The organism is Bordetella sp. FB-8 (genome assembly GCF_000382185.1).
Classification (GTDB): Bacteria; Pseudomonadota; Gammaproteobacteria; order Burkholderiales; family Burkholderiaceae_B; genus Bordetella.
This window is the reverse complement of the sequence record NZ_KB907784.1, coordinates 751,079-772,390: the sequence shown is the minus strand read 5'-3', so window position 1 is coordinate 772,390 and position 21,312 is coordinate 751,079. Positions and strand designations below refer to the sequence as shown.

Below are 21,312 nucleotides of genomic sequence, written 5' to 3'. Positions count from 1 at the left end.
CAGCCAGTCTTTGCAATTCTTTACGCACAGCCATGTCCATTGACTCAAAAAATTTGCCCGAATCCGCTCAACGTGTTGCGGTTTTACTACACTCTTTGGGCCATGACCGTCCTGTAGTGCTGCTGGAAGAGACCGGACGCACCTCGGCGGAGGCGGCTGCCGGCCTGGGTTGCGAGGTCGCGCAGATCGCCAAGTCCATCATTTTTCGCCGCATGTCGGACAACGCGCCGGTGCTGGTGGTGGCCAGCGGCATCAATCGGGTGGACGAGGCCAAGGTGGCCGCGCGCGTGGGCGAGTTGGGCAAGGCGGACGCGCGTTTCGTGCGCGAAGCCACAGGATACGCAATCGGCGGCGTCTGTCCCATTGGCCATGTCGTCAAACCGGTGATGCTGCTCGATGAAGACCTGTTCAACTACGACAGCCTGTGGGCGGCGGCGGGCCACCCGCATGCCGTGTTCAATCTCACGCCCAAGCAACTCGAGGCTATGACGGGCGCACCTGTCGCCGACGTGGCATTGCGGCGGGCCTGAGCACCTAGATCGAAGCAAAAGGGCCGCGCAGTGCGCGGCCCTTTTGTTCTTGCGCAATGAAAGCGCAGGGCGTTTATTGCAGCAGCTTCAGGCGGCTCTTGGCCGACGCGGCGGCCTGCGTATTGGGATACTGGCTGATCAATCGTTGCATGGTCGCCTTGGCGGCAGCACGGTTGTTCAGTTCGATCTGGCAGCCGGCGATCACGAGCATGGCATCGGCCGCATGGGGATCGTTGGGATAGTCGTGCACCACGCCATCGAGCAGCGAGATCGCGCCCTTGTAGTCCTTCAGGGCATAGCGGCTGCTGCCTTGGAAGAAGCGGGCCGCTGGCGCCATCTGGCTGTTGGGGTAGAGGGCAACGAAGGCAGCCAGCGAATCGGCGGCTTTCTTGTACTCGCTCTTGCGGAACAGATCGATGGCGCTGTTGTAAGTAGCGGCTTCCTGTGGATCGGCGAGCGGGCCTGGTTGGCCGGGCGTAGTGCCTTGCGTGCTGTTATTGGCGCCAGGCTGCTGAGTCTGTTGCTGTTGCTGTTGCTGCACATGCTGCAGCTCCTGGACTTGCCCGGTCAGCTTGTCGACGCGGTCCTGCAGCGATTGAATCTGGTTGTACAACTGCACTTGCTGCTGCTGGCCCTGTTCGATCTGTTGGCGCAATTGCAGAATGGCACTACGGGCATCGTCGTCGGCAAACGCATGGGCTGCCGGCGTTGCCACGACTGCGCAGGTCAGGCTGGCGATCAGCGCCAGTCGGCGCGGGGTGAGTGCACGGTTTCGCATGTGTTATTTCCACAAAAAAAACGTCGGGACAGGGTCCCGACGTGGGCCTGCGAAAGCAAGAATACCGGCCCGATTTGGTCAGGCCGGCACGCGTTTGCTTAACGCAGATAGTCGATGTCGGCGCGACGGTTTTGCGCCCAGTCGGCTTCGGTGTGGCCCATAGCCTTGGGCTTTTCCTTGCCGAAGCTGATCGTCTCGATCTGGCTGCTGTTCACGCCTTGCAGCTCCATCAGCTTGGCCACGGCTTCGGCACGACGCTGGCCCAAGGCCAGGTTGTACTCGGCGCCGCCGCGTTCGTCGGTGTTGCCTTCGATCTTGACGTGCTGTTGGGGATGGGCTGCGAGGTAGTGGGCGTGCTCGGAAACCAGATTGCGGTACTGGTCGTCGACGTTGTATTGGTCAAAGCCGAAGTAGACCGAGCGTTGCTGATACAGCACGCTGCTCGGGTTGAACGGGTCCATGACATCGCCGGTGCTGCCGTTGCTAGCACCGCCGGCGTTCTTATCGAGAGGGACGGAGCTACAGGCCGCCAGGGCGGCGGTCAGGGCAGCAATGGAAAGGCTCTTGGCAATGCGCGACTTCATGATGGTTCCTTAAGTAGAAAGAAGATCACACGTGTTATTGGGTGAAGGGGCCCCACGTTGGTTCCTGGATTTCCCCGTTCAGGACTGACAGCGTTTGATGTACGCGGCCATCGGTCGAAACGACTGCCAGCACACTACGCCCGCCTTGCTTAGTAGCATAAAGCACTTGCATGCCGTTTGGTGCAAAGCTTGGCGATTGATCGTCGGGACCGCCAGTTAGCAAGGTCTCGTTACCGGAGGCCAGGTTTAACGTAGCGATACGGAACGAACCGTCGCGCCTTGCAACGTACAGGAGCGTCGATCCATCAGGGGAAATTCGGGGCGAGATATTGTAATTGCCGGTAAACGTCAGACGGCGCGCATCGCCTCCGTCCAGGCCCATCTGGTATATCTGCGGGCCGCCGCTGCGGTCGCTGGTAAAGATGAACGACTTGCCATCCGGCATGAAGAAAGGTTCGGTATCGATGCCGGGCGAGCGGGTCAGGCGGCGCAGGCTGGAACCGCCTTTGGCCGATACCATATAGATCTGCGACAGGCCGTCGCGCGTCAGGGCTACGGCCAGGTGCGAGCCGTCGGGCGTCCACGCCGGAGCGCTATTGTTGCCCTTGTAATTGGCCACGGGAATCTGGGCGCTGCTGGCCAGGGTCTGGACATAGACCACGGGCTTGCCGGTATGGAAGCTCACATAGGCCAGGCGCGAGCCGTCGGGCGACCAGGCTGGCGAGATGATGGGCTGGCGCGAGCGCAGTGCCACCTGGGGATTCTGGCCGTCGGCATCGGCCACCTGCAGTTCATAGGTATTGCCCTGTTTCAGCACATAGGCAATACGGGTGGAGAACACGCCGCGCACGCCGGTGATCTTCTGGTAAATGCGGTCTGCGATCTGGTGCGACACGCGGCGCAGTTGTTGCGCGGTGCCGTTGAAAGCCACGCCGTCCAGCTGCGTCTTCTGGACGTCGTCGCCCAGGCGGTAGCTGACCTGGTAGCTACCGTCGGCCGCCTGCTTCACGCTGCCGTAGGCCAGGTAGTCTGCGCCGCGGCCACGCCAGTCGTCGTACGAGATCGGGCTGTCGACGTTGAGGTTGGCGCCGGCGGCGTCGATCAGCCGGAATTGGCCCGATCGGTTCAGGTCGGCGCGGATGACGTCGGCGATGGCCTGGCCCGTGGTGTCGGTGGCCGCGAAATCGGCAATGGCGATCGGGTACTGGGTGGCTCCAACCCCCGAGATGTTGACTTGCAGTTGTGCGCACGCAGGTTGTGCGGCCAGCAGGGCCGCCGGCAGCAGGAGTGCCAGGCCGAGCGTACGTAGCGTCCTGAGCATAGGGGCGCGGAAGACGGAGGTCATGCGTCTATCTCCTTCAGTCAATACATGTCATAGCCGATATCGATCGACGACGGATAAGGTCCGATCGAGGGCTTGGGGAAAGGGTCGCAGGCCAGGATGCCTCGCTGGACCGCGGTGTCGAAAGCGGGGATGCCTGAAGACTGAGTCAGGGTGGCCTGGGTAACCTTGCCGGTACGTGACAACTGTACCCGGAATTGCGCCCTGGGGTTGGTGCTGCTCTGCGGCGGCGAAGCATAGGTTACGCCGGGCTGAACACAGGCGCGCACCTTCGCACCATAGCCACCGTCGGTTCCGCCGCCGCCGCCGGTCTGGTTGTGGTCGGCCTTCCCGGTGGCGATGCCGGCGTTGCCCAGGATCGCGTTTTTGAACGAATCCTTGAGGGCCTTATCCGCGGCAGCCTTCTTGGCCGCAGCTGCAGCGGCGGCCGCCTTCTTAGCGGCTTCTGCCGTGGCCTTCTGTTCTTCGGCGGCTTTCTCGGCAGCCGCTTTTTCTGCGGCAGCCTGTTGCGCCGCGGCTTGCGCGGCAGCTTCTGCGGCAGCCTTTTGCGCCGCCGCCACAGCGGCTGCCTTGGCCGCGTCGTCCTTGGCCTTTTGCGCGGCAGCGGCCTTGTCCTCAGCCGCCTTCTTGGCAGCATCGTCCTTGGCTTTTTGTTCGGCCGCGGCCTTGGCGGCAGCCTGCTTGGCTGCTTGTGCGGCCGCCTCCTGCTTGGCCTGCTCTTCCTGTTGCTTTTTCTTCGCCTGCTCCAGCGCAATGTCGGGATCGACCTGCGGCTTGGGCGGGGCGGGCGGTGGCGGTGGCGGGGTAACCGGCTGGGGCGGCTGCGGCTTGGGTTGCGGTTGCGGCAATGGCTGAGGCTGCGGTTTCGGTGGCGTGGCGTTGGGATTGTCGCCCTTGGCCCACAGCTGCACTTGTACGGGCCCCGGGGGCGCTTCGGAATGCCAATGCAGCCCCACGATCAGAACGAGCAGCAGCAGCACGTGCACCAGGATGGCCAGGCCCAGGGCCTTGCGCCGGTCCTTGGTGGCGGTGTCGGGCGTCGTCTCGCGCGCGGAAGAGGGGGGGCGTTTCATTCGGGCTTGATCCCGGATCAGCGTTTCTGCGGCGCCGTGGCGCTGGCGGCCTTGCCGCTATTGTTGCTCTGGTCGACCAGCAGGCCCAGCTTGTTGATGCCGTTGCTGCGCAGCTCGTCCATGACCTTCACCACCGATTCGTAGGGAACCTTGCCGTCCGCGGCGATGACCACAGGCGTATCGGCTGTGATGCGCGACCGAACCTGGTCCACGAGTTCGGGGCGGGCGATGCGAACGTACGAGGCGCCGGGCTCGCGCAGGCGCAGAGAAATGTCACCGTTGGACTTGATCTGCACTTCCAGCGGTTTGACCGGTACCTCGGATGCCTGGCCCACGGATGGCAGTTGGATCTGTCCGGGCGTGATGAGCGGCGCGGTGACCATGAAGATGATCAGCAGCACCAGCATTACGTCGATGTACGGCACGACGTTGATCTCGGACTTCATGCGCCGGCCGTGCCGGCCCCCAGAGCGTGCGGAAGGCATTAGCGCACCTGCCGTTGCAGAATGTTCAGGAACTCGTCGATGAAGCTGTCAAAGCGGATCGACAGCCGATCTATATCGTTGGTATAGCGGTTGTAGGCCACCACGGCGGGGATGGCGGCAAACAGGCCGATGGCGGTCGTGACTAGCGCTTCGGCAATGCCGGGCGCCACCGAGGCCAGCGTGGCCTGCTGCATGCTGGACAGTCCGATGAAGGCGTGCATGATGCCCCACACGGTGCCCAGCAGGCCGATATAGGGGCTCACCGAGCCGGCCGAGGCCAGGAAGTTCAGGTGCGATTCCAGCGCGTCCATTTCGCGCTGATACGAGGCGCGCATCGCGCGGCGCGGGCCGTCCAGCGCGGTGTTGATGTCGCCGGCCGGCGCGCTGCGGCGCGACTTCAGGAATTCGGTCATGCCGGCATCGAAAATGCGGGCCAGGGCGCCCTGTTCGTCACGGCGGCTGGACACGGCCTGCTGCAGCATGGCCAGGTCGCCACCCGACCAGAAGTCGTCCTCGAAGCGCAGCGTCTGCTTGTTCGCGCGCGTGACCGCCATGCGCTTGGCGAAAATGTAGGTCCAGGAGATGACGGATATGGCCAGCAATAGCAGCATGATGAGCTGCACGGGAAAGCTGGCATGGCTGATCAGCGAGAGCAACGACATGTCGTTGGAAGCTTGCATGGATTATTCCTGGGTCGATTGCAATGAAGCGCGTACGTCGGCGGGAAGTCCCGCGGGGCGCAGTTGAAGGGCGTCGACGCAGCAGACTTGGATATTGCCTTCGGCGAGAAGTTCACCCTGGCGCTCCGCGCGCTGCGCAAAATGTATTGAGGCCCGGCCCAGCCGGGTCACCCGGCTGCGTATGGTCAGCAGGTCGTCCAGGCGGGCCGGTTTGCGGTAATCCATGTCCAGGCCTGCGACCATGAAGACGCGCTTGAGCCGGTCGGCCAGGTCGGACTGGTTAAAGCCCAACGCCCGCAGCCACTCCGTGCGGGCCCGCTCGAAGAACTTCAGGTAGTTGGCATAAAAGACCACGCCGCCGGCATCCGTGTCTTCGTAATAGACGCGGATGTCGAACACGAATTCATAGGGGGGCGTGAGATCAGTCACGATAGGCAAAAAGCTGGTCAGGACTGCGAGCGCGCCGTCCGGCCCGAATATTACCGCGTATCGCGCTACAGCGTTTCGAGCCTGGCCATCGTCTGTTCCAGAGCGTTTCCGGTCGGTATCTTGCTTGCTTCGGTCTCAGATCGGGCCTGCAGCTCGATCAAGCCGTCCTTCAGGCCGCGCTCGCCGATGGTAACGCGCAGCGGCACGCCGATCAGCTCCCATTCGGCGAACATGACACCCGGGCGGGCATCGCGGTCGTCCAGGATGACGTCCACGCCACGGCCGCGCAGGGCCTCATAGAGTTCAGTGGCGGTGTTGCGTACGGTTTCACTTTTGCCCCAGCCTACCGTGCAGATCACCACTTCGAAAGGCGCGATGGCGCGCGGCCAGACGATGCCGCGGCTGTCGTGGCCCTGTTCGATCGCCGCGCCTGCGATTCGGGTGACGCCGATGCCGTAGCAGCCCATTTCAAGGGTGGCGGGTTTGCCGGTATCGTCCAGGAAGGTGGCACCCAGGGCGGTGGAGTATTTGGTGCCCAGGTAGAACACGTGGCCCACCTCGATGCCGCGCTGGATGGCCAGATGGCCGGTGCCATCGGGTGCGGGATCGCCCTCGACCACATTGCGCAGGTCGGCGACTCGCTCGGGTTCGGGCAGGTCGCGTCCCCAGTTCACGCCGCGGTAGTGCAGGTCGGCCTGATTGGCACCGCAGATGAAGTCGGCCATGTTGGCCACGGTCCGGTCTGCGATAACGCGCACGGGTTTGGCCGTCCCGATGGGACCCAGATAACCCGGCTTGCAGCCGAAATGCTCAACGATTTCGGCCTCGGACGCGAAGCGAAAGCCCGTCAGGCCCTCGATCTTGCCGGCCTTGATCTCGTTCAGTTCATGGTCGCCACGCAGGAGCAGCAGCCAGACCTGCACCGCGCCATCCTCGCCGTCGGTCGCCAGTACGATGGACTTGACGGTGCGCACCAGGGGCAGGTTCAGCAGCTCGGCTACGGATTCGCACTTGGCCGCGCCCGGCGTGGGCACGGCAGCCAGGGGTTCGCCGGGGGCGGCGCGCTCGGGCAGCAGGCAGACCGCCTCGGCCAGCTCGATGTTGGCGGCGTAGTCGGAGTCAGGGTTGTAGACCAGCAGGTCTTCGCCGGTGTCGGCGATGACCTGGAACTCGTGGCTGCGGGAGCCCCCGATGGAGCCGGTGTCCGCGGCAACGGCACGGAATCGCAGGCCCAGGCGCTGAAAAATGCGCATATAGGCCAGGTACATGATGTCGTAGCTGCGCTGCGCACCCGCCTCGTCCCGGTCGAAGGAGTAGGCGTCCTTCATGGTGAACTCGCGGCCGCGCATCAGTCCGAAGCGGGGGCGGCGCTCGTCACGGAACTTGGTCTGGATATGATAGAAGTTCAGCGGTAGCTGGCGGTAGCTGTGAATCTCGTTGCGGGCGATGTCGGTGATTACCTCTTCCGAGGTCGGCTGCAGCACGAAGTCGCGATCGTGGCGGTCCTTAAAGCGCAGCAGTTCGGGGCCGTACTCCACCCAGCGGCCCGATTCCTGCCAAAGCTCGGCCGGCTGGACCATCGGCATCAGCAGCTCGATGGCGCCAGCGGCATTCATTTCCTCGCGCACGATGTTCTCGATCTTGCGGATAACGCGCAGACCCAGGGGCATGTAGGTATAAACCCCGCCCGCGAGCTTGCGGATCATTCCTGCCCGAGTCATCAGCTGATGGCTGGCCACCTCTGCTTCGGCGGGGGCTTCTTTAAGGGTATTCAGGTGGTATCGGGAGGCGCGCATAGGTGGGGGCGGGGTTGATATACGTATAAAATCGACTGTAATTGTATTGAATTCAGTTGGGGGTGGCCCATGCTCGACCGGGAAGGCTACCGCCCCAATGTCGGAATCATTCTCGTCAACGGCAAAAACGAGGTTTTCTGGGGCAAGCGCATACGGGAACATGCCTGGCAGTTTCCGCAGGGTGGTATCAAGCATGGCGAAAGTCCCGTGCAGGCCATGTATCGCGAACTCCACGAGGAAGTCGGCCTCAAGCCGGAGCATGTCCGCATCCTGGGGCGCACGCGCGATTGGCTGCGCTATGAGGTTCCTGATCATTTCGTCCGGCGCGAATGGCGCGGGCATTACAAAGGCCAGAAGCAGATCTGGTTCCTGTTGCGTCTGGTCGGCCGTGACTGCGACGTCTGTCTGCGCGCCTCGTCGCATCCCGAGTTCGACGCCTGGCGCTGGAACCATTATTGGGTGCCGCTCGATGCCGTCATCGAGTTCAAGCGCGATGTCTATACCCGGGCGCTGAACGAACTGTCGGCCATCCTGTTTCGCCGCCACCACGAAACCCGCTATCTCAGACAGCGCGTGCATGGCGTCCGTTCGGTAGAGTCCATCGATCCTTCCTCCAGTCCCGAGGATGATCATGTGCAGCTTGCTGGTTGAGGAAGGGGCGGTGCATTACCCGGGCCGACGCGCGCGGTCTAAAGTCTCAGGCGTCTCAGGCGGACAACGAGTGCGACGCGGTCGTGCTGATCTGCGCCCACCGGACAAGCACGGCATGAGCCTGCCGCACGTCATCCGGCGAGGCCAACAGATGAGCAGCCAGGTTTAGTCTGCGGTAATGTATCGGCCTCGCGCAGAGGCTTTAGTCAGAAAAACGACAGAAATTAGTCAGAAAAACGACAGTATGACTAAGGGATTGTCCTTAATTTCAGACAAAATTCACTCGTTTGAAAGAAAATAAGAAGTTTGGCCTCATGCCCTTTCAAAGCAGTCTGGACGGGATACGCCGACCCTGACCGGACAAAGCGCACAACCACAACACCCGCGAGTCGTCGCGAGGAGACTATATGCAGCAAGCGAAGTTCAAAAAAGACTACTTCGGAGGGGCCCTGATCGCGGCGATAGGCCTATCCACGGTCTATGCCGCCATGGGGTACCACATCGGTAGCCTGTCGCAGATGGGACCCGGCTATTTCCCGGCGGCGGTAGGCGTCCTGATGATCGTCACCGGCCTGCTGATCGCACTGTCGGCGCGTGGCGACAAGCCCAAGCAGGAAGCGAGCGAGCATGCCCATCCAACCAGTCTTCCCGATTTCCGCGCCGCCGCCTGCATCATTCTCGGCATCGTGGCCTTCATCCTGTTCGGCCATTACGGCGGCTTGATTCCCGCCACGTTCGCCATCGTCTTCATTTCGGGTTTCGGCGATCGCACCAATACCTTCAAGCAAGTCTTTATTCTGTCCGTCCTCATGTGCTTGGTGGCGGCGGTCATATTCGAGTGGGCGCTGCAGTTGCAGCTTCCCCTGTTTCAGTGGGGAGGCTGAGCCATGATTGAAAAATCCTTGCACGATCTGATGTTCGGGTTCGGGGTTGCCCTCGAACCCCACAATCTGATGTGGACGGTTTTCGGCGTGCTGGTCGGCAACCTGATCGGCGTGCTGCCGGGCATGGGCGCGCTGTCGGCGATTTCCATCCTGCTGCCGCTCACCTACGTCATGCACCATACGCCTGCCCTGCTTATGCTGGCCGGCATTTTCTACGGGTCCATGTACGGCGGCGCCATCGGCGCGATCTTGCTGAACCTGCCGTCGCATCCACCGCACGCCGTAACCTGCCTCGACGGCTACCCGATGACCCGCCAGGGCAGAGGTGGCACGGCGCTGGGCATCACCATGATCTGCTCGTTCTTCGCGGCGTCGGTCGGCATCATTGTCATGATCTTCTGCTCGCCGCTGCTGGTCGAGATCGCATTTAAGTTCGGTCCCGCCGAGATCTTCTCCATCATGTTGCTGGGCCTGCTGGCTGGTGCGACCATGTCGCGCGGCTCGCCGCTCAAGGGTGTGGCCATGACCTTGTTCGGCCTGCTTTGCGGCGTAGCCGGCACCGACGTCAACACCGGGCAGATCCGCTTTTCCTTTGGCCTGGTCGACATGTCCGACGGCTTGGAGTTGGTGGCGGTGGCCATGGGCCTGTTCGGTGTGGCCGACTTCCTGATGAGCGCCAATCGCATGTCGTCCGTCAACAGCGGCTCCACCAAGCTGCGCATGCGCGACATGTGGCCCAGTTGGCCCGAGATGAAGGAGGCCTTCATGCCCATGGTGCGCGGTACCGCCATTGGCACCATTTTCGGCGCCATGCCTGGCACCGGTCCCACCATCACCACCTTCATCGCCTACGCGCTTGAGCGCAAGATATCCAAGACGCCCGAGAAATTCGGCACCGGCATGATCGCCGGCGTGGCTTCGCCCGAGGCCTCATCGCACTCCAAGACGCAGGTCGACTTCATTCCCACGATGAGCCTGGGCATTCCCGGCGACGCAGTGATGGCGTTGATCCTGGGTGCCTTGCTGATCCAGGGCATCCAGCCCGGCCCGCAACTGATCACCGAACATCCGGACATCTTCTGGGGGCTGATCGCCAGCTTCTGGGTGGGCAATGTGCTGCTTGTGATCCTTAATGTGCCGCTGATCGGCGTATGGGTAAAGATGCTGCAGGTGCCCTACCGCTACTTGTTCCCGTCGGCATTGTTCTTCATTGCGGTGGGCGTGTTCAGTACGCAGAACAACCTCTTCCAGACCTGGGAAGTGCTGGCTTTCGGCATCATCGGCGCCATCTTCATGGTGCTGGAGTTCTCGGTCGCCCCGATTCTGCTGGGCTTCGTGCTGGGACCCATGGTCGAGGAAAACTTCCGCCGCGCTCTGCTGTTGTCGCGCGGCAATCTGGGCACCTTTATCGAGCGCCCCATCAGTGCCTGGTTTATCGCTGCCTGCGCGCTGCTGCTGTTTTTGCAGATTGGTGCCTTTGCGCGCAAGGCTTTGCGCGAGCGCAAGGCTGCCTCGGCCCCGGCGGTCTAAGGCCAGGCCCTGCTACGGGTTATGCCGCCCGCTCTTGGGGCGGCATGTCCAGATGGTGGTAGGCGGTAGGCAGACGTTCCGAAAGGAAATCCAGCAGCGCCCGCACCGCCGGCATCATGCCCCGTCTCGAGGGGTAGATGCAGTGCAGTATTCCTTCCGGTGATCTCCACTCCGGCAGCACCCTCACCAGTTGGCCGCGCCGCATTTCTTCGCGTACTGCTTCATCGGGCAGCAGCACCACACCGCGGCCGCGTACGGCCGCATGCGTGAGCATGATGAAATCGTTGCAGGATAGCTGCGGACGTACCACCACCTCCACCTCTTCGCTTTGCAGATTGCGCAAGGTCCAGTGCGCCTCGGGCTGCGGCTCATTGAAGCTAAGCGTGATGTGATTCACCAGATCCTGCGGTGTTTCCGGTGTGCCGTGGCGTTGTAGGTAGGCCGGGCTGGCGACCAGCGTACTCATGGCTGTGCCGAAGCGCCGCACCACCAGCTCGGCATCCGTGTCCAGGCGCGTTCGTACCCGCAAGGCCAGATCCACGCCTTCGCGTATCAGATCGACCCGACGGTTGGTCACCAGCACCTGCACCGAAACGGCAGGCCAGGTGTCCAGGAATTCGGGCAGCAGTGGTGCCAGGATCTGCTGGGCCAGCGATACCGGGCAACTGATCACCACCGGCCCCGAAGGCTCGGATTGCAGTTGCCGCATCGCGTCTTCAGCCGCTCGCGCCGACGCGGTCATCTCCTGGCAATAGCGCAGATAGCGCTCGCCGGCCGTTGTCAGGCGCAGCCGCCGCGTCGTGCGCTGCAGGAGCCGCACGCCCAGCTTTTCCTCCAACTGCGAGATGCGGCGCGACAATCGTGATTTGGGGATGTCCAGCGTGCGCGACGCAGCGCTGAACCCGCCTTGTTCCACGACTTGGGCAAAGTAGTACAGATCGTTCAGATCTTGCATGACACACCCCAGGCAGAACTGTTCTATTTCTAGAACTCAAAGCCAATCTTAACCGGGGTTATGCCAACAATTGACTGCACCGCTGCGATGGGTTCAATCCTCTTCGACGAAGGTTTGTTCGCGCTTCTTGCGTATCGAAGGCAGCGCCACCAGTACCACCAGCACTGCGGCAAAGGCCAACAGCGATGCAGACAAGGGACGCGTGACGAACGTGGCGTAATCGCCGCGCGCCAGCAGCAGTGCGCGGCGAAAGTTCTCTTCCATCATGGGACCCAGGACCAAGCCCAGCAGCAATGGCGCCCCTTCGCACTTGAGCTTGGACCACAAATAGCCGGCCATGCCAAAGGCGGCTGTCATCAGGATGTCGAAGATATTGTTGTCCAGCGAATACACGCCGATTGTGCAGAACACGAGGATGGCCGGGAAAAGGATGCGGTACGGCACCTTCAACAGCTTGATCCACAGGCCTATCAGCGGCAGATTCAACACCACCAGCATCAGATTGCCGATCCACATCGAGGCGATCAGCCCCCAAAAGAGATCGGGGTGGGCGGTCATGACCTGAGGGCCGGGTTGAATGCTGTGGATGGTCATGGCCCCGACCATCAGCGCCATCACGGCATTGCCAGGTATGCCCAGCGTCAGCAGTGGGATGAATGAAGTCTGCGCGGCGGCGTTGTTGGCCGACTCGGGGCCGGCCAACCCGGCCGGATGGCCTTTGCCGAAGCGTTGCGGCTCGCGGGAGATCTTCTTTTCCAGCGTGTATGAGGCGAAGGACGACAGCACAGCGCCGCCTCCAGGAAGAATGCCCAGCGAGGAGCCCAAGGCCGTGCCGCGCAGTACGGCGGGATAGGCTTCCTTGAATTCTTGCTTGTTGGGATACAGCGTGCCGACTTTGCCAGTGATCTCCACGCGATTATTTTTCTGTTCGAGGTTGCTCATGATCTCGGCAAAACCGAACACACCCATGGCCACGACGGCGAAATCGATGCCGTCCAGCATTTCCGGAATGCCAAAATCGAAACGCGCCACGCCCGAGTTCACGTCGGTGCCCACCATGCCCAGCAGCAGCCCCAGGATAATCATCGCGATGGCCTTGGGGAGCGATCCCGAAGCCAGTACGACCGCGCCTACCAGCCCCAGCACCATAAGCGAGAAGTACTCGGCCGGTCCAAACTTGAAGGCCACTTCGGCCAAAGGGGGCGCAAAGGCGGCCAGGAGCAGCGTGGCGACACAACCGGCGAAGAATGAACCTAGTGCGGCAATGGCCAGCGCCGCGCCTGCGCGGCCCCTGCGTGCCATCTGGTGGCCGTCCAGCACCGTGACCACGGACGATGTTTCACCTGGCAGCGCAACCAGAATCGCCGTGGTCGAGCCGCCGTACTGGGCGCCGTAGTAGATGCCGGCAAGCATGATCAATCCTGCTACGGGCGGGAGCACATAAGTAATGGGCAGCAGCATGGCGATGGTAGGCACCGGGCCTATGCCTGGCAGTACGCCGATCAGCGTGCCTAGGACGCAGCCCATTAGGGCGTACAGCAGGTTTTCCGGTGTAAAGGCAACGGAAAACCCCAGCATCAGGTTGTGCAGTAAATCCATGCGGCGACTCCCTTAGCGTATGCCTAGAAACGCGGGCCATAGGGGGAAAATCAGGCCCAATCCTTTGATGAAGGCAAGATAGGTGAAAGCCACCAGGAATATCGCGTTGGCCACCGAGACCTTCCAGTTGAATTCATGGCTGGCTAGGCTGCTGAGCACCACCAGCACAAATACCGATAGATAGATGCCCAGCAGGCGCAGCGCTAGCGCATACACCACCACCGAACCCACAACCAGCAGCAGTACGCGCCAATTGAAAGGCGAGACCGAGGTCTGGTCGGCCCTTTTTGACAGGGCACCAAGCAGGATGATCAGCCCCAGCAGGGTTAGGATCATGCCTAGCCAGAAGGGGAAGTAGCCTGGCCCCATTCGGGCTGCGGTGCCCAGTTGGTAATGGTTGGCTTTCCAGGAAAAGCCAAGGCCCAGGACGATGAACATCATGCCAGACCAGAAATCCTGTCTATTGCGTAAGCGCATGTCTTGCTCGCTCTGTCATTTTGTGCGGCAAGAATACAGCCTAATGAAAGAATTTAGTAAGTAAAAATTCAGTTTAAAGAAAGAAATTTGTCAGATATGGAAATTTACTCGGGATAACCCATGGATGTAGCAATAAGGTCCGTATCTGTTGTTAGCAAAGTTGTGAAAGCAACCCGGCATTTACCGGATGGTTTACGATAGCGCCCATGCTGCAGGATCTCGATCAATTAGCTGCCCGTATCGGGCTTTTAGTGCAACGCACCCGTCAACTGCATGCCGAGCGCGATGCGTTGCGCACTCGCCTGGGCGACAGCGAGCGCCAGCAGCGCAACCTGCAACAGCGTTGCGCCGAACATGAAGACGAACTGCAAGCCTTGCGCGCATCCATGAGCGAACATGGGCTGTCCACCGAGGCGCTGCGCGAACAATTGGCGCGGGAGGCGGCCGAGCGGCTGGCTCTTCAAGAAAAATTTAAACAACGCGAAGCCGAGCTTCAGGTCAGCCTTCAGGCGCGCGATTCCGAACTGAACCGTCTACGCACCGCCGCGCTTTCCGCGCGCGAACGTATCGACACCGTTCTTTCCCGTCTGCCCGGCGCTTCCGTTGGAGACCAAGCCTGATGGAGCGCGTCGACGTCACCATATTGGGCCGTGAATATTCCCTGGCCTGCGACACCGAAGAAAAACCTAGGTTGCTGGCTGCCGTCCGCCATGTTGACCAGTTGATGGGGCGTATCCAGGGTACGGGCAAGATATCCAGCAACGAGCGCATCGCCGTCATGGCTGCCCTGCATATCGCCACCGAATTTCTTGGTTTGAAAGCGCCCGATGGGCCCTTGGGCGGCTTGGCGGTGGGCGACTTCAAGCGTAAAATCGAAGATATGAACTCGATGCTGGATGACGCACTTTCCGGGCAGGAAAAGCTCCTATAGTCTTTGCCGTATCTACGCTGGTACTTTTCCGTACGATGGTCTTTCACCGCCCGTGCGTCGTTTTTGGTTTGTCCCTGCAGTGCTCGTGACCTGGCCATACATTCTCTGAACCTATGCTTTTTGGCATACAGGCTGCAGAGTGTTGGGGTTGGCGTGATCGTTTCTCGTAAACGAACCTGATGCCCCTCCGAAGCGGCCAACTTGAACCTGAGGGTTCGAGATGCCGGCCTAGACGGCACACGCGGGGCATCTATTCCGGCAGGCCCAGATTGCGGGCCTGCCGGCTTGTCCAGGCGGGTTTCCCGGAGTGCTCCCCATGCGGTTTCCTTCTACGCGCATCATTACGCATTGCGCGGCTCAGGCCGTGCTGTGCCTGCTGGCTTTCAACGTTCACGCGGCCACCCATGAATCCCCGCCTGCGCTGGCCAGCGGTACACGCATGACTTTGCAGGCCACCGCCTCGGCTGAAGTCCCGCTGGATACCGTGCGCATTACCCTGGCGGCCGAAACCGAGGCGCAGAGTCAGGCCGCCGCCAGTCAGCAACTGGCGGTCTTACTGGCGACGGCAACCAAGCAGGCGCAGGATGCCGCCGGCATCACCTCGCATACCGGCAACTACGGCATCTGGCCCAGCCGCGATCACGCAGGCAAGATCAACGGCTGGCACGGCCGCGGCGAAATCGTGCTGCAGTCCAGGGATTTCGCGGCGGCATCGGCGCTGGCGACCCGCATGAACTCGGATGTGGCTATTTCCAACATCGTCTTCGTCCTGTCGCGCCAGGCGCGCCAGGCGCAGGAACACAAGCTGGTGCGCCAGGTTGCGCAGGCCTTCCGGGCCCGCGCGCTGGAGGCGGCCAAGGCCTTCGGCTTTTCGGGCTATCGCATCGCGCAGCTGGATATGAGCGGTGCCGGCGCTGTCCCGCCTGCGCCGCATCCCGTGCCCATGATGCGCATGGCCGCCAAGGCCGATGAGGTCGATGCGCCGCTCCAAGGCGGCAACGTGGTGGTCAGTGTTTCGGTAAGCGGGACGATCGTCTTGCACTGATCACGAAGATCACTACGCCGATCACGATCATGGGCAGGGACAGCCACTGCCCCATACTCAGGCCCAGCGCGAGCAACCCCAGGAAAGCGTCGGGTTCGCGCGTGAACTCCACCAGAAAGCGGAAGGTTCCGTAGCCGATCAGGAACAGGCCGCTTATCTGGCCGACAGGGCGCGGTTTGGACGAGAATATCCACATGATCGCAAAGAGCGTCAGTCCTTCGAGTCCCAGCTCGTAAAGCTGAGAAGGATGGCGCGGTATGTTGCCGGCATTCGGGAAGATCATGCCCCAGGGCAGCGTGGTCGGCCTGCCCCACAGTTCGCCGTTGATGAAGTTGCCCAGCCGTCCCGCGGCCAGGCCCAGTGGAATCAAGGGGGCGACGAAATCGCTCAGCGTGAAAAGCGTCACGCGCTTTTTTCGCGCCAGCCACAGCATCACCAGAATCACGCCGAGCAAGCCACCGTGGAACGACATGCCGCCATCCCACACATGGTAGATTTGTGCAGGGTGGGCCATGTAGTAACCCGGCTGGTAGAACAGCACGTAGCCCAACCGTCCTCCCAGCACGACTCCCAGCACCGAATAAAAAATCAAGTCTTCCAGGTCGCGTACCGTCAGGAAGGTCGTATGGCCGGAGGTGATGCGCCGGCGGCCCAGTATGTAGGCCATGGCGAAGCCCAGGAGGTACATCAGGCCGTACCAGTGTATGGCCAGCGGCCCTATCTGCAAGGCAATGGGATTGAAGTGGGGGTAATGAAGCATGGCAGTCGCATCGCAAAAGTTGCACGATCATAACCTTATGGTCCTGCCCGCGCAGGGGCTGTACGCGCGATTCGGTTACCATCGATAGCCATGTCCGATATGGACTGTGGATGCTGACAAGTAAGATGAAATTCAGAATGTGCGCGATGAATCGCAAATTGATTTGTCTGGTGATGAGTCTGCTGCCCGTCGCAGCCTGGGCCCAGTTCCAGGGGGCGCCGGCCTCCAGCAAGTACTGCCTGGCTTGCCACCAGATTGATACCCGGCGCGTCGGCCCCCCACTGCGCAGCGTCGCCGAACGCTATGCCGGCCAACCCCAGGCCATGGATTATCTGGTGAACAAGGTTCTGCACGGCAGCCGTGGAGACTGGGGCGCGGTCCCCATGCCTGCTCAATCCCAGCTCAGCGAGGCCCAGGCCCGGGAACTGGTCAAATGGGTATTGTCGCTATCGTCGCAGCATTGAACCCTTTACGAGGATAGAGCTATGTCTGAATTGCCTGTCATGGAAGGTCATGAGGTCGCCGTTCTTGGCGGGGGATGCTTCTGGTGCGTCGAGGCCGTATTCGAGAAGTTGCGAGGTGTCGTCGATGTGCGGCCCGGTTATGCCGGGGGACATGTCGACAACCCGTCCTATGAGCAGGTCTGTCATAAGACCACCGGACACGTCGAAGTGGCCCGCGTCGAGTTCGACCCCAAGCAACTGTCGTACGCCGATCTGCTGCGCGTGTTCTTCGCCACGCACGACCCCACCACGCCGGGCCGCCAAGGCGAGGACGTCGGTCCGCAGTACGAGTCGACCATTTTCTGGCAGGACACGTCGCAGCGCGAACAGGCGCGGGCTGTCATGGCAGAGATCGACGGCCTGCATATCTACGACGCTCCGATTGTTACCAAGCTGGTTCCCGCAGCCACGTTCTGGCCGGCCGAGGACTACCACCGGCATTACTTCGAGATGCATCCCGACCAAGGCTATTGCGCTCTGGTCATCGCGCCCAAAGTCGCCAAGTTCCGCAAAAAATTCGCCGATCGATTAAAGCCGGACGCCTGAGATTTTTGCCGTCCGGCAAAGCAAAAAAGGCCAGTCTTTAATAGGCTGGCCTTTTTCATCCACGGACGGATGTCCGCTTTCAGGACGTTCAGTCGACGCTGCGCACTACGCCGCGCCGCATCTGGTCAAGTTCAATCGACTCGAATAGCGCCTTGAAGTTGCCTTCGCCGAAGCCGTCGTTGCCCTTGCGCTGGATGATCTCGAAGAAGATCGGGCCGATCTGGTTTTCGGTGAATATCTGCAATAGCAGGCCGCCGTCGGGAGCCCCGTCCAGCAGAATGCGGTTCTTCTGCAGGCGTGCCGTATCTTCGCCGTGGCCGGGCAGACGCTTTTGCAGCAGTTCGTAATAGGTATCCGGCGTGTCCAGGAAGACCAGGCCGCCCTTGCGCAGTCGCTCCACCGTCGAATAGATGTCGTCGGTGCCCAGCGCGATGTGCTGGATGCCCTCGCCGTGATAGAGGTCCAGGTATTCCTGGATCTGGCCCTTTTCCGCGGTGCCTTCCTCGTTGATCGGGATGCGGATGTTGCCGCACGGCGAAGTCATTGCCTTGGACTTCACGCCCGTCACCTTGCCTTCGATATCGAAATAACGGATCTCGCGGAAATTGAACAGGCGCGAGTAGAAATCGGCCCATTCATCCATGCGGCCCTTGTGCACATTGTGGGTCAAATGGTCGATCATGGTCAGCCCGGCGCCGGCATAGCTGAGATCGGCCTCGGCATTGGTCGGGTCCAGCGGCTCGAAATCCACGTCGTAGATACTGATGTCGCCGATGCCGCCGGAACCCTGCTTGCCGCGCCAGCGGTCCACCAGATAGATCAGGGAATCGCCGATGCCCTTGATGGCGGGAATGTTCAGTTCCATCGGGCCGCTGTGCGAGTCGTAGCCCCAGGCGCCGAGTTCAAGTGCGCGCTTGTAGGCCTTGGCGGCGTCCTGCACGCGAAAGGCGATGGCGCAGATAGATGGGCCATGCAGGCGCGCGAAGCGCTGGGCGAACGAGTCGTGATCGGCGTTGATCAGGAAGTTGATGCCGCCCTGGCGGTGCAGCGTTACATCCTTGTGGCGGTGTTTGGCGATGGCCTTGAAACCGAGCAGATCGAAAACCCTGCGCAAGGCGACCGGATCCGGTGCGGCGTATTCGATGAATTCGAAACCGGCTGTCCCCATGGGGTTGTCCCAGGGCTGAAATTGCGTCTCCATATTGAGGCTCCCTAATGTGTCGTGGTGTTGCCGGGCATGAATGAGGAAGTGCCGGCTCAGGTGCAATATTCTAGAAGGGAGGTCCCGGCATACGATTGCAAAGATGCTCTAAACAGGCATATTTTTGGGCATAATTAGCCATTAAAATACAATTTAGGGGCAGAAAATTTCGATAGAGCAGATTGATAGGGTGGATCGCAAAATTCTGGCCGAATTGCAGCGCGACGGGCGTCTGAGCAACCAGGAACTGGCCGACCGGGTGTCTCTTTCTCCCAGCCCCTGCCTACGCCGGGTCCGCCGCCTAGAGGAGCAGGGCTATATCAAGGGATATGTTGCCTTGGTCGATCCCGAGCGAGTCGGCCTTGGCCTGCTGGCCTACATCACCATCCGCCTGAATAAGCACATCGATGGAAGTCATGCGCCCATGGGCGATTTTGCCCAGGCGGTACAGACCTGGCCCGAAGTGGTGGAATGCTATGCCATGACGGGCGACATGGACTATCTGCTGCGCATCCAGGTGGCCGACCTGGCGCACTTCTCCCGCTTTGCGATGGACACGCTCATGCGCCACCCGGCCGTGGTCGACATGCGGTCCTTCTTTGCCCTGCAGCAGATCAAGCAGACGACCGAATTGCCTGTGGGTTCTGCCTGAGATCGAAGGCTGATTTGACAGCGTTAAAAAACATGTTCATAATCTCGTTTCTCTGCTGCTGACACGCAAAACGCAAGTGAGTGTGTTGAAGGTGGAGGGCGAAGGCGGCGTTGGCGGCTGGAGCGAGCGGTACCTGTTCTTTAACAACGAAACAACCGATAAGTGTGGGCACTTGGCGCGAGAGCGGAGCGCGGTGGTCTTAGGGCTGCTGCGAACCAAAACGCGTGAGTGCTCACAAAATGAAGCAAGGTAAGATTTTATCTTGTCTTCCTTTGAGAGAAGCGAGCGCGCTTCTAGTCTGTCTGGGTAAAACTGGATGGGGTAGGGGCAACCAATTAAACAGAGATTGAACTGAAGAGTTTGATCCTGGCTCAGATTGAACGCTAGCGGGATGCCTTACACATGCAAGTCGAACGGCAGCGTGGTCTTCGGACTGACGGCGAGTGGCGAACGGGTGAGTAATGTATTGGAACGTACCCAGTAGCGGGGGATAACTACGCGAAAGCGTAGCTAATACCGCATACGCCCTGAGGGGGAAAGCGGGGGATCGAAAGACCTCGCACTATTGGAGCGGCCAATATCGGATTAGCTAGTTGGTGGGGTAAAGGCCTACCAAGGCGACGATCCGTAGCTGGTTTGAGAGGACGACCAGCCACACTGGGACTGAGACACGGCCCAGACTCCTACGGGAGGCAGCAGTGGGGAATTTTGGACAATGGGGGCAACCCTGATCCAGCCATCCCGCGTGTGCGATGAAGGCCTTCGGGTTGTAAAGCACTTTTGGCAGGAAAGAAAAGGGCCTGGTTAATACCTGGGTCAAATGACGGTACCTGCAGAATAAGCACCGGCTAACTACGTGCCAGCAGCCGCGGTAATACGTAGGGTGCAAGCGTTAATCGGAATTACTGGGCGTAAAGCGTGCGCAGGCGGTTCGGAAAGAAAGATGTGAAATCCCAGGGCTTAACCTTGGAACTGCATTTTTAACTACCGGGCTAGAGTGTGTCAGAGGGGGGTGGAATTCCGCGTGTAGCAGTGAAATGCGTAGAGATGCGGAGGAACACCGATGGCGAAGGCAGCCCCCTGGGATAACACTGACGCTCATGCACGAAAGCGTGGGGAGCAAACAGGATTAGATACCCTGGTAGTCCACGCCCTAAACGATGTCAACTAGCTGTTGGGGGCTTCGGCTCTTGGTAGCGCAGCTAACGCGTGAAGTTGACCGCCTGGGGAGTACGGTCGCAAGATTAAAACTCAAAGGAATTGACGGGGACCCGCACAAGCGGTGGATGATGTGGATTAATTCGATGCAACGCGAAAAACCTTACCTACCCTTGACATGTCTGGAATGCCGAAGAGATTTGGCAGTGCTCGCAAGAGAACTGGAACACAGGTGCTGCATGGCTGTCGTCAGCTCGTGTCGTGAGATGTTGGGTTAAGTCCCGCAACGAGCGCAACCCTTGTCATTAGTTGCTACGAAAGGGCACTCTAATGAGACTGCCGGTGACAAACCGGAGGAAGGTGGGGATGACGTCAAGTCCTCATGGCCCTTATGGGTAGGGCTTCACACGTCATACAATGGTCGGGACAGAGGGTTGCCAAGCCGCGAGGTGGAGCCAATCTCAGAAACCCGATCGTAGTCCGGATCGCAGTCTGCAACTCGACTGCGTGAAGTCGGAATCGCTAGTAATCGCGGATCAGCATGTCGCGGTGAATACGTTCCCGGGTCTTGTACACACCGCCCGTCACACCATGGGAGCGGGTTTTACCAGAAGTAGGTAGCCTAACCGCAAGGGGGGCGCTTACCACGGTAGGATTCGTGACTGGGGTGAAGTCGTAACAAGGTAGCCGTATCGGAAGGTGCGGCTGGATCACCTCCTTTAA

General features: G+C 60.7%; 23 protein-coding genes, 1 rRNA gene and 1 other RNA gene. 12 read left to right on the top strand and 13 right to left on the bottom strand.

What is annotated here, in order from left to right; translation table 11 throughout:
* Positions 1–32: 32 nt before the first annotated feature.
* Positions 33–530, top strand: coding sequence for a YbaK/EbsC family protein (locus H143_RS0103680; protein WP_026349691.1), 498 nt, complete (start codon positions 33–35; stop codon positions 528–530).
* A gap of 73 nt (positions 531–603) precedes the next feature.
* Here H143_RS0103680 and ybgF read toward each other — a convergent pair whose 3' ends face one another.
* From ybgF to H143_RS0103640, 8 genes are all read right to left on the bottom strand, one after another.
* The gene (gene ybgF / locus H143_RS0103675; protein ID WP_019936873.1) at positions 604–1,308 is read right to left on the bottom strand and encodes a tol-pal system protein YbgF; all 705 of its coding nucleotides are present in this window, start codon (positions 1,306–1,308) and stop codon (positions 604–606) included.
* 98 nt (positions 1,309–1,406) lie between these two features.
* Entirely contained in the window at positions 1,407–1,892 is a 486-nt protein-coding gene (gene pal / locus H143_RS0103670; RefSeq protein ID WP_019936872.1) for a peptidoglycan-associated lipoprotein Pal, read from the bottom strand.
* A 34-nt stretch (positions 1,893–1,926) separates the two neighbouring features.
* Positions 1,927–3,237 (bottom strand): Tol-Pal system beta propeller repeat protein TolB, encoded by a 1,311-nt coding sequence (gene tolB / locus H143_RS0103665; protein ID WP_026349690.1) that lies wholly within the window; start codon positions 3,235–3,237, stop codon positions 1,927–1,929.
* 17 nt (positions 3,238–3,254) lie between these two features.
* Entirely contained in the window at positions 3,255–4,307 is a 1,053-nt protein-coding gene (gene tolA, locus H143_RS0103660) for a cell envelope integrity protein TolA (RefSeq protein WP_019936870.1), read from the bottom strand.
* A 17-nt stretch (positions 4,308–4,324) separates the two neighbouring features.
* Entirely contained in the window at positions 4,325–4,792 is a 468-nt protein-coding gene (locus H143_RS0103655; protein ID WP_026349689.1) for an ExbD/TolR family protein, read from the bottom strand.
* Positions 4,792–5,472 carry a protein TolQ gene (gene tolQ, locus H143_RS0103650; protein ID WP_019936868.1) on the bottom strand — a complete coding sequence of 227 codons (681 nt, stop codon included), beginning with the start codon at positions 5,470–5,472 and terminating at the stop codon, positions 4,792–4,794. The genes H143_RS0103655 and tolQ overlap by 1 nt, the downstream gene beginning before the upstream one ends.
* A 3-nt stretch (positions 5,473–5,475) precedes the next feature.
* A complete protein-coding gene (gene ybgC, locus H143_RS0103645) occupies positions 5,476–5,904 on the bottom strand; it encodes a tol-pal system-associated acyl-CoA thioesterase (RefSeq protein ID WP_196801346.1) in 429 nt (142 codons plus the stop codon).
* 62 nt (positions 5,905–5,966) lie between these two features.
* Positions 5,967–7,697 (bottom strand): proline--tRNA ligase, encoded by a 1,731-nt coding sequence (locus tag H143_RS0103640; RefSeq protein ID WP_026349688.1) that lies wholly within the window; start codon positions 7,695–7,697, stop codon positions 5,967–5,969.
* Positions 7,698–7,766: 69 nt separating this feature from the next.
* Here H143_RS0103640 and H143_RS0103635 point away from each other — a divergent pair, with 69 nt between their 5' ends.
* From H143_RS0103635 to H143_RS0103625, 3 genes are all read left to right on the top strand, one after another.
* Positions 7,767–8,348: an RNA pyrophosphohydrolase gene (locus tag H143_RS0103635; RefSeq protein WP_019936865.1), complete on the top strand. Its 582-nt coding sequence runs from the start codon at positions 7,767–7,769 to the stop codon at positions 8,346–8,348.
* Positions 8,349–8,755: 407 nt separating this feature from the next.
* Positions 8,756–9,232 carry a tripartite tricarboxylate transporter TctB family protein gene (locus H143_RS0103630; RefSeq protein WP_019936864.1) on the top strand — a complete coding sequence of 159 codons (477 nt, stop codon included), beginning with the start codon at positions 8,756–8,758 and terminating at the stop codon, positions 9,230–9,232.
* A gap of 3 nt (positions 9,233–9,235) precedes the next feature.
* On the top strand, positions 9,236–10,762 hold the full coding sequence (locus H143_RS0103625; RefSeq protein ID WP_019936863.1) for a tripartite tricarboxylate transporter permease: 1,527 nt from the start codon (positions 9,236–9,238) through the stop codon (positions 10,760–10,762).
* Positions 10,763–10,781: 19 nt separating this feature from the next.
* On the opposite strand, the gene H143_RS0103620 is transcribed toward H143_RS0103625, so the two are convergent.
* From H143_RS0103620 to H143_RS0103610, 3 genes are all read right to left on the bottom strand, one after another.
* Entirely contained in the window at positions 10,782–11,717 is a 936-nt protein-coding gene (locus tag H143_RS0103620; RefSeq protein ID WP_019936862.1) for a LysR family transcriptional regulator, read from the bottom strand.
* A 93-nt stretch (positions 11,718–11,810) separates the two neighbouring features.
* On the bottom strand, positions 11,811–13,316 hold the full coding sequence (locus H143_RS0103615; protein ID WP_019936861.1) for a tripartite tricarboxylate transporter permease: 1,506 nt from the start codon (positions 13,314–13,316) through the stop codon (positions 11,811–11,813).
* Between the two features lie 12 nt (positions 13,317–13,328).
* Positions 13,329–13,793 (bottom strand): tripartite tricarboxylate transporter TctB family protein, encoded by a 465-nt coding sequence (locus tag H143_RS0103610; RefSeq protein WP_026349687.1) that lies wholly within the window; start codon positions 13,791–13,793, stop codon positions 13,329–13,331.
* A gap of 206 nt (positions 13,794–13,999) precedes the next feature.
* Between H143_RS0103610 and H143_RS0103605 the strand changes: the two genes are divergently transcribed.
* From H143_RS0103605 to H143_RS0103595, 4 genes are all read left to right on the top strand, one after another.
* On the top strand, positions 14,000–14,413 hold the full coding sequence (locus H143_RS0103605) for a hypothetical protein (protein WP_019936859.1): 414 nt from the start codon (positions 14,000–14,002) through the stop codon (positions 14,411–14,413).
* Positions 14,413–14,724, top strand: a complete 312-nt coding sequence (locus H143_RS0103600) for a cell division protein ZapA (RefSeq protein ID WP_019936858.1) — start codon at positions 14,413–14,415, stop codon at positions 14,722–14,724. The genes H143_RS0103605 and H143_RS0103600 overlap by 1 nt, the downstream gene beginning before the upstream one ends.
* A 68-nt stretch (positions 14,725–14,792) precedes the next feature.
* A non-coding RNA gene (gene ssrS, locus H143_RS21920) (6S RNA) lies at positions 14,793–14,976 on the top strand.
* Positions 14,977–15,040: 64 nt separating this feature from the next.
* Positions 15,041–15,769, top strand: coding sequence for an SIMPL domain-containing protein (locus H143_RS0103595; protein ID WP_019936857.1), 729 nt, complete (start codon positions 15,041–15,043; stop codon positions 15,767–15,769).
* Here H143_RS0103595 and lgt read toward each other — a convergent pair.
* Positions 15,732–16,529 carry a prolipoprotein diacylglyceryl transferase gene (gene lgt / locus H143_RS0103590; RefSeq protein ID WP_019936856.1) on the bottom strand — a complete coding sequence of 266 codons (798 nt, stop codon included), beginning with the start codon at positions 16,527–16,529 and terminating at the stop codon, positions 15,732–15,734. The genes H143_RS0103595 and lgt overlap by 38 nt on opposite strands.
* 146 nt (positions 16,530–16,675) lie before the next feature.
* Between lgt and H143_RS0103585 the strand changes: the two genes are divergently transcribed.
* A complete protein-coding gene (locus H143_RS0103585; RefSeq protein WP_026349686.1) occupies positions 16,676–16,993 on the top strand; it encodes a c-type cytochrome in 318 nt (105 codons plus the stop codon).
* A 21-nt stretch (positions 16,994–17,014) separates the two neighbouring features.
* The gene (gene msrA / locus H143_RS0103580; protein WP_019936854.1) at positions 17,015–17,578 is read left to right on the top strand and encodes a peptide-methionine (S)-S-oxide reductase MsrA; all 564 of its coding nucleotides are present in this window, start codon (positions 17,015–17,017) and stop codon (positions 17,576–17,578) included.
* Positions 17,579–17,666: 88 nt separating this feature from the next.
* Here the strand turns inward: msrA and hppD are convergent, their stop codons facing one another.
* Positions 17,667–18,779 (bottom strand): 4-hydroxyphenylpyruvate dioxygenase, encoded by a 1,113-nt coding sequence (hppD, locus tag H143_RS0103575; protein ID WP_019936853.1) that lies wholly within the window; start codon positions 18,777–18,779, stop codon positions 17,667–17,669.
* A 166-nt stretch (positions 18,780–18,945) separates the two neighbouring features.
* Between hppD and H143_RS0103570 the strand changes: the two genes are divergently transcribed.
* Both H143_RS0103570 and H143_RS0103565 read left to right on the top strand, forming a co-directional pair.
* The gene (locus H143_RS0103570) at positions 18,946–19,431 is read left to right on the top strand and encodes an Lrp/AsnC family transcriptional regulator (RefSeq protein WP_026349685.1); all 486 of its coding nucleotides are present in this window, start codon (positions 18,946–18,948) and stop codon (positions 19,429–19,431) included.
* 348 nt (positions 19,432–19,779) lie between these two features.
* Positions 19,780–21,310: ribosomal RNA gene (locus H143_RS0103565) — 16S ribosomal RNA — on the top strand.
* The last annotated feature ends 2 nt before the right edge of the window (positions 21,311–21,312 follow it).

Coding starts and splice junctions, on each gene's coding strand:
- H143_RS0103640 (WP_026349688.1), bottom strand. CDS start 7,697: ATGCGCGCCTCCCGATACCACCTGAATACCCTTAAAGAAGCCCCCGCC.
- H143_RS0103635 (WP_019936865.1), top strand. CDS start 7,767: ATGCTCGACCGGGAAGGCTACCGCCCCAATGTCGGAATCATTCTCGTC.
- H143_RS0103600 (WP_019936858.1), top strand. CDS start 14,413: ATGGAGCGCGTCGACGTCACCATATTGGGCCGTGAATATTCCCTGGCC.
- H143_RS0103655 (WP_026349689.1), bottom strand. CDS start 4,792: ATGCCTTCCGCACGCTCTGGGGGCCGGCACGGCCGGCGCATGAAGTCC.
- H143_RS0103585 (WP_026349686.1), top strand. CDS start 16,676: ATGAATCGCAAATTGATTTGTCTGGTGATGAGTCTGCTGCCCGTCGCA.
- H143_RS0103680 (WP_026349691.1), top strand. CDS start 33: ATGTCCATTGACTCAAAAAATTTGCCCGAATCCGCTCAACGTGTTGCG.
- H143_RS0103605 (WP_019936859.1), top strand. CDS start 14,000: ATGCTGCAGGATCTCGATCAATTAGCTGCCCGTATCGGGCTTTTAGTG.
- pal (WP_019936872.1), bottom strand. CDS start 1,892: ATGAAGTCGCGCATTGCCAAGAGCCTTTCCATTGCTGCCCTGACCGCC.
- H143_RS0103595 (WP_019936857.1), top strand. CDS start 15,041: ATGCGGTTTCCTTCTACGCGCATCATTACGCATTGCGCGGCTCAGGCC.
- tolB (WP_026349690.1), bottom strand. CDS start 3,237: ATGACCTCCGTCTTCCGCGCCCCTATGCTCAGGACGCTACGTACGCTC.
- tolQ (WP_019936868.1), bottom strand. CDS start 5,472: ATGCAAGCTTCCAACGACATGTCGTTGCTCTCGCTGATCAGCCATGCC.
- H143_RS0103620 (WP_019936862.1), bottom strand. CDS start 11,717: ATGCAAGATCTGAACGATCTGTACTACTTTGCCCAAGTCGTGGAACAA.
- msrA (WP_019936854.1), top strand. CDS start 17,015: ATGTCTGAATTGCCTGTCATGGAAGGTCATGAGGTCGCCGTTCTTGGC.
- H143_RS0103630 (WP_019936864.1), top strand. CDS start 8,756: ATGCAGCAAGCGAAGTTCAAAAAAGACTACTTCGGAGGGGCCCTGATC.
- tolA (WP_019936870.1), bottom strand. CDS start 4,307: ATGAAACGCCCCCCCTCTTCCGCGCGCGAGACGACGCCCGACACCGCC.
- H143_RS0103615 (WP_019936861.1), bottom strand. CDS start 13,316: ATGGATTTACTGCACAACCTGATGCTGGGGTTTTCCGTTGCCTTTACA.
- hppD (WP_019936853.1), bottom strand. CDS start 18,779: ATGGAGACGCAATTTCAGCCCTGGGACAACCCCATGGGGACAGCCGGT.
- ybgF (WP_019936873.1), bottom strand. CDS start 1,308: ATGCGAAACCGTGCACTCACCCCGCGCCGACTGGCGCTGATCGCCAGC.
- H143_RS0103610 (WP_026349687.1), bottom strand. CDS start 13,793: ATGCGCTTACGCAATAGACAGGATTTCTGGTCTGGCATGATGTTCATC.
- H143_RS0103625 (WP_019936863.1), top strand. CDS start 9,236: ATGATTGAAAAATCCTTGCACGATCTGATGTTCGGGTTCGGGGTTGCC.
- lgt (WP_019936856.1), bottom strand. CDS start 16,529: ATGCTTCATTACCCCCACTTCAATCCCATTGCCTTGCAGATAGGGCCG.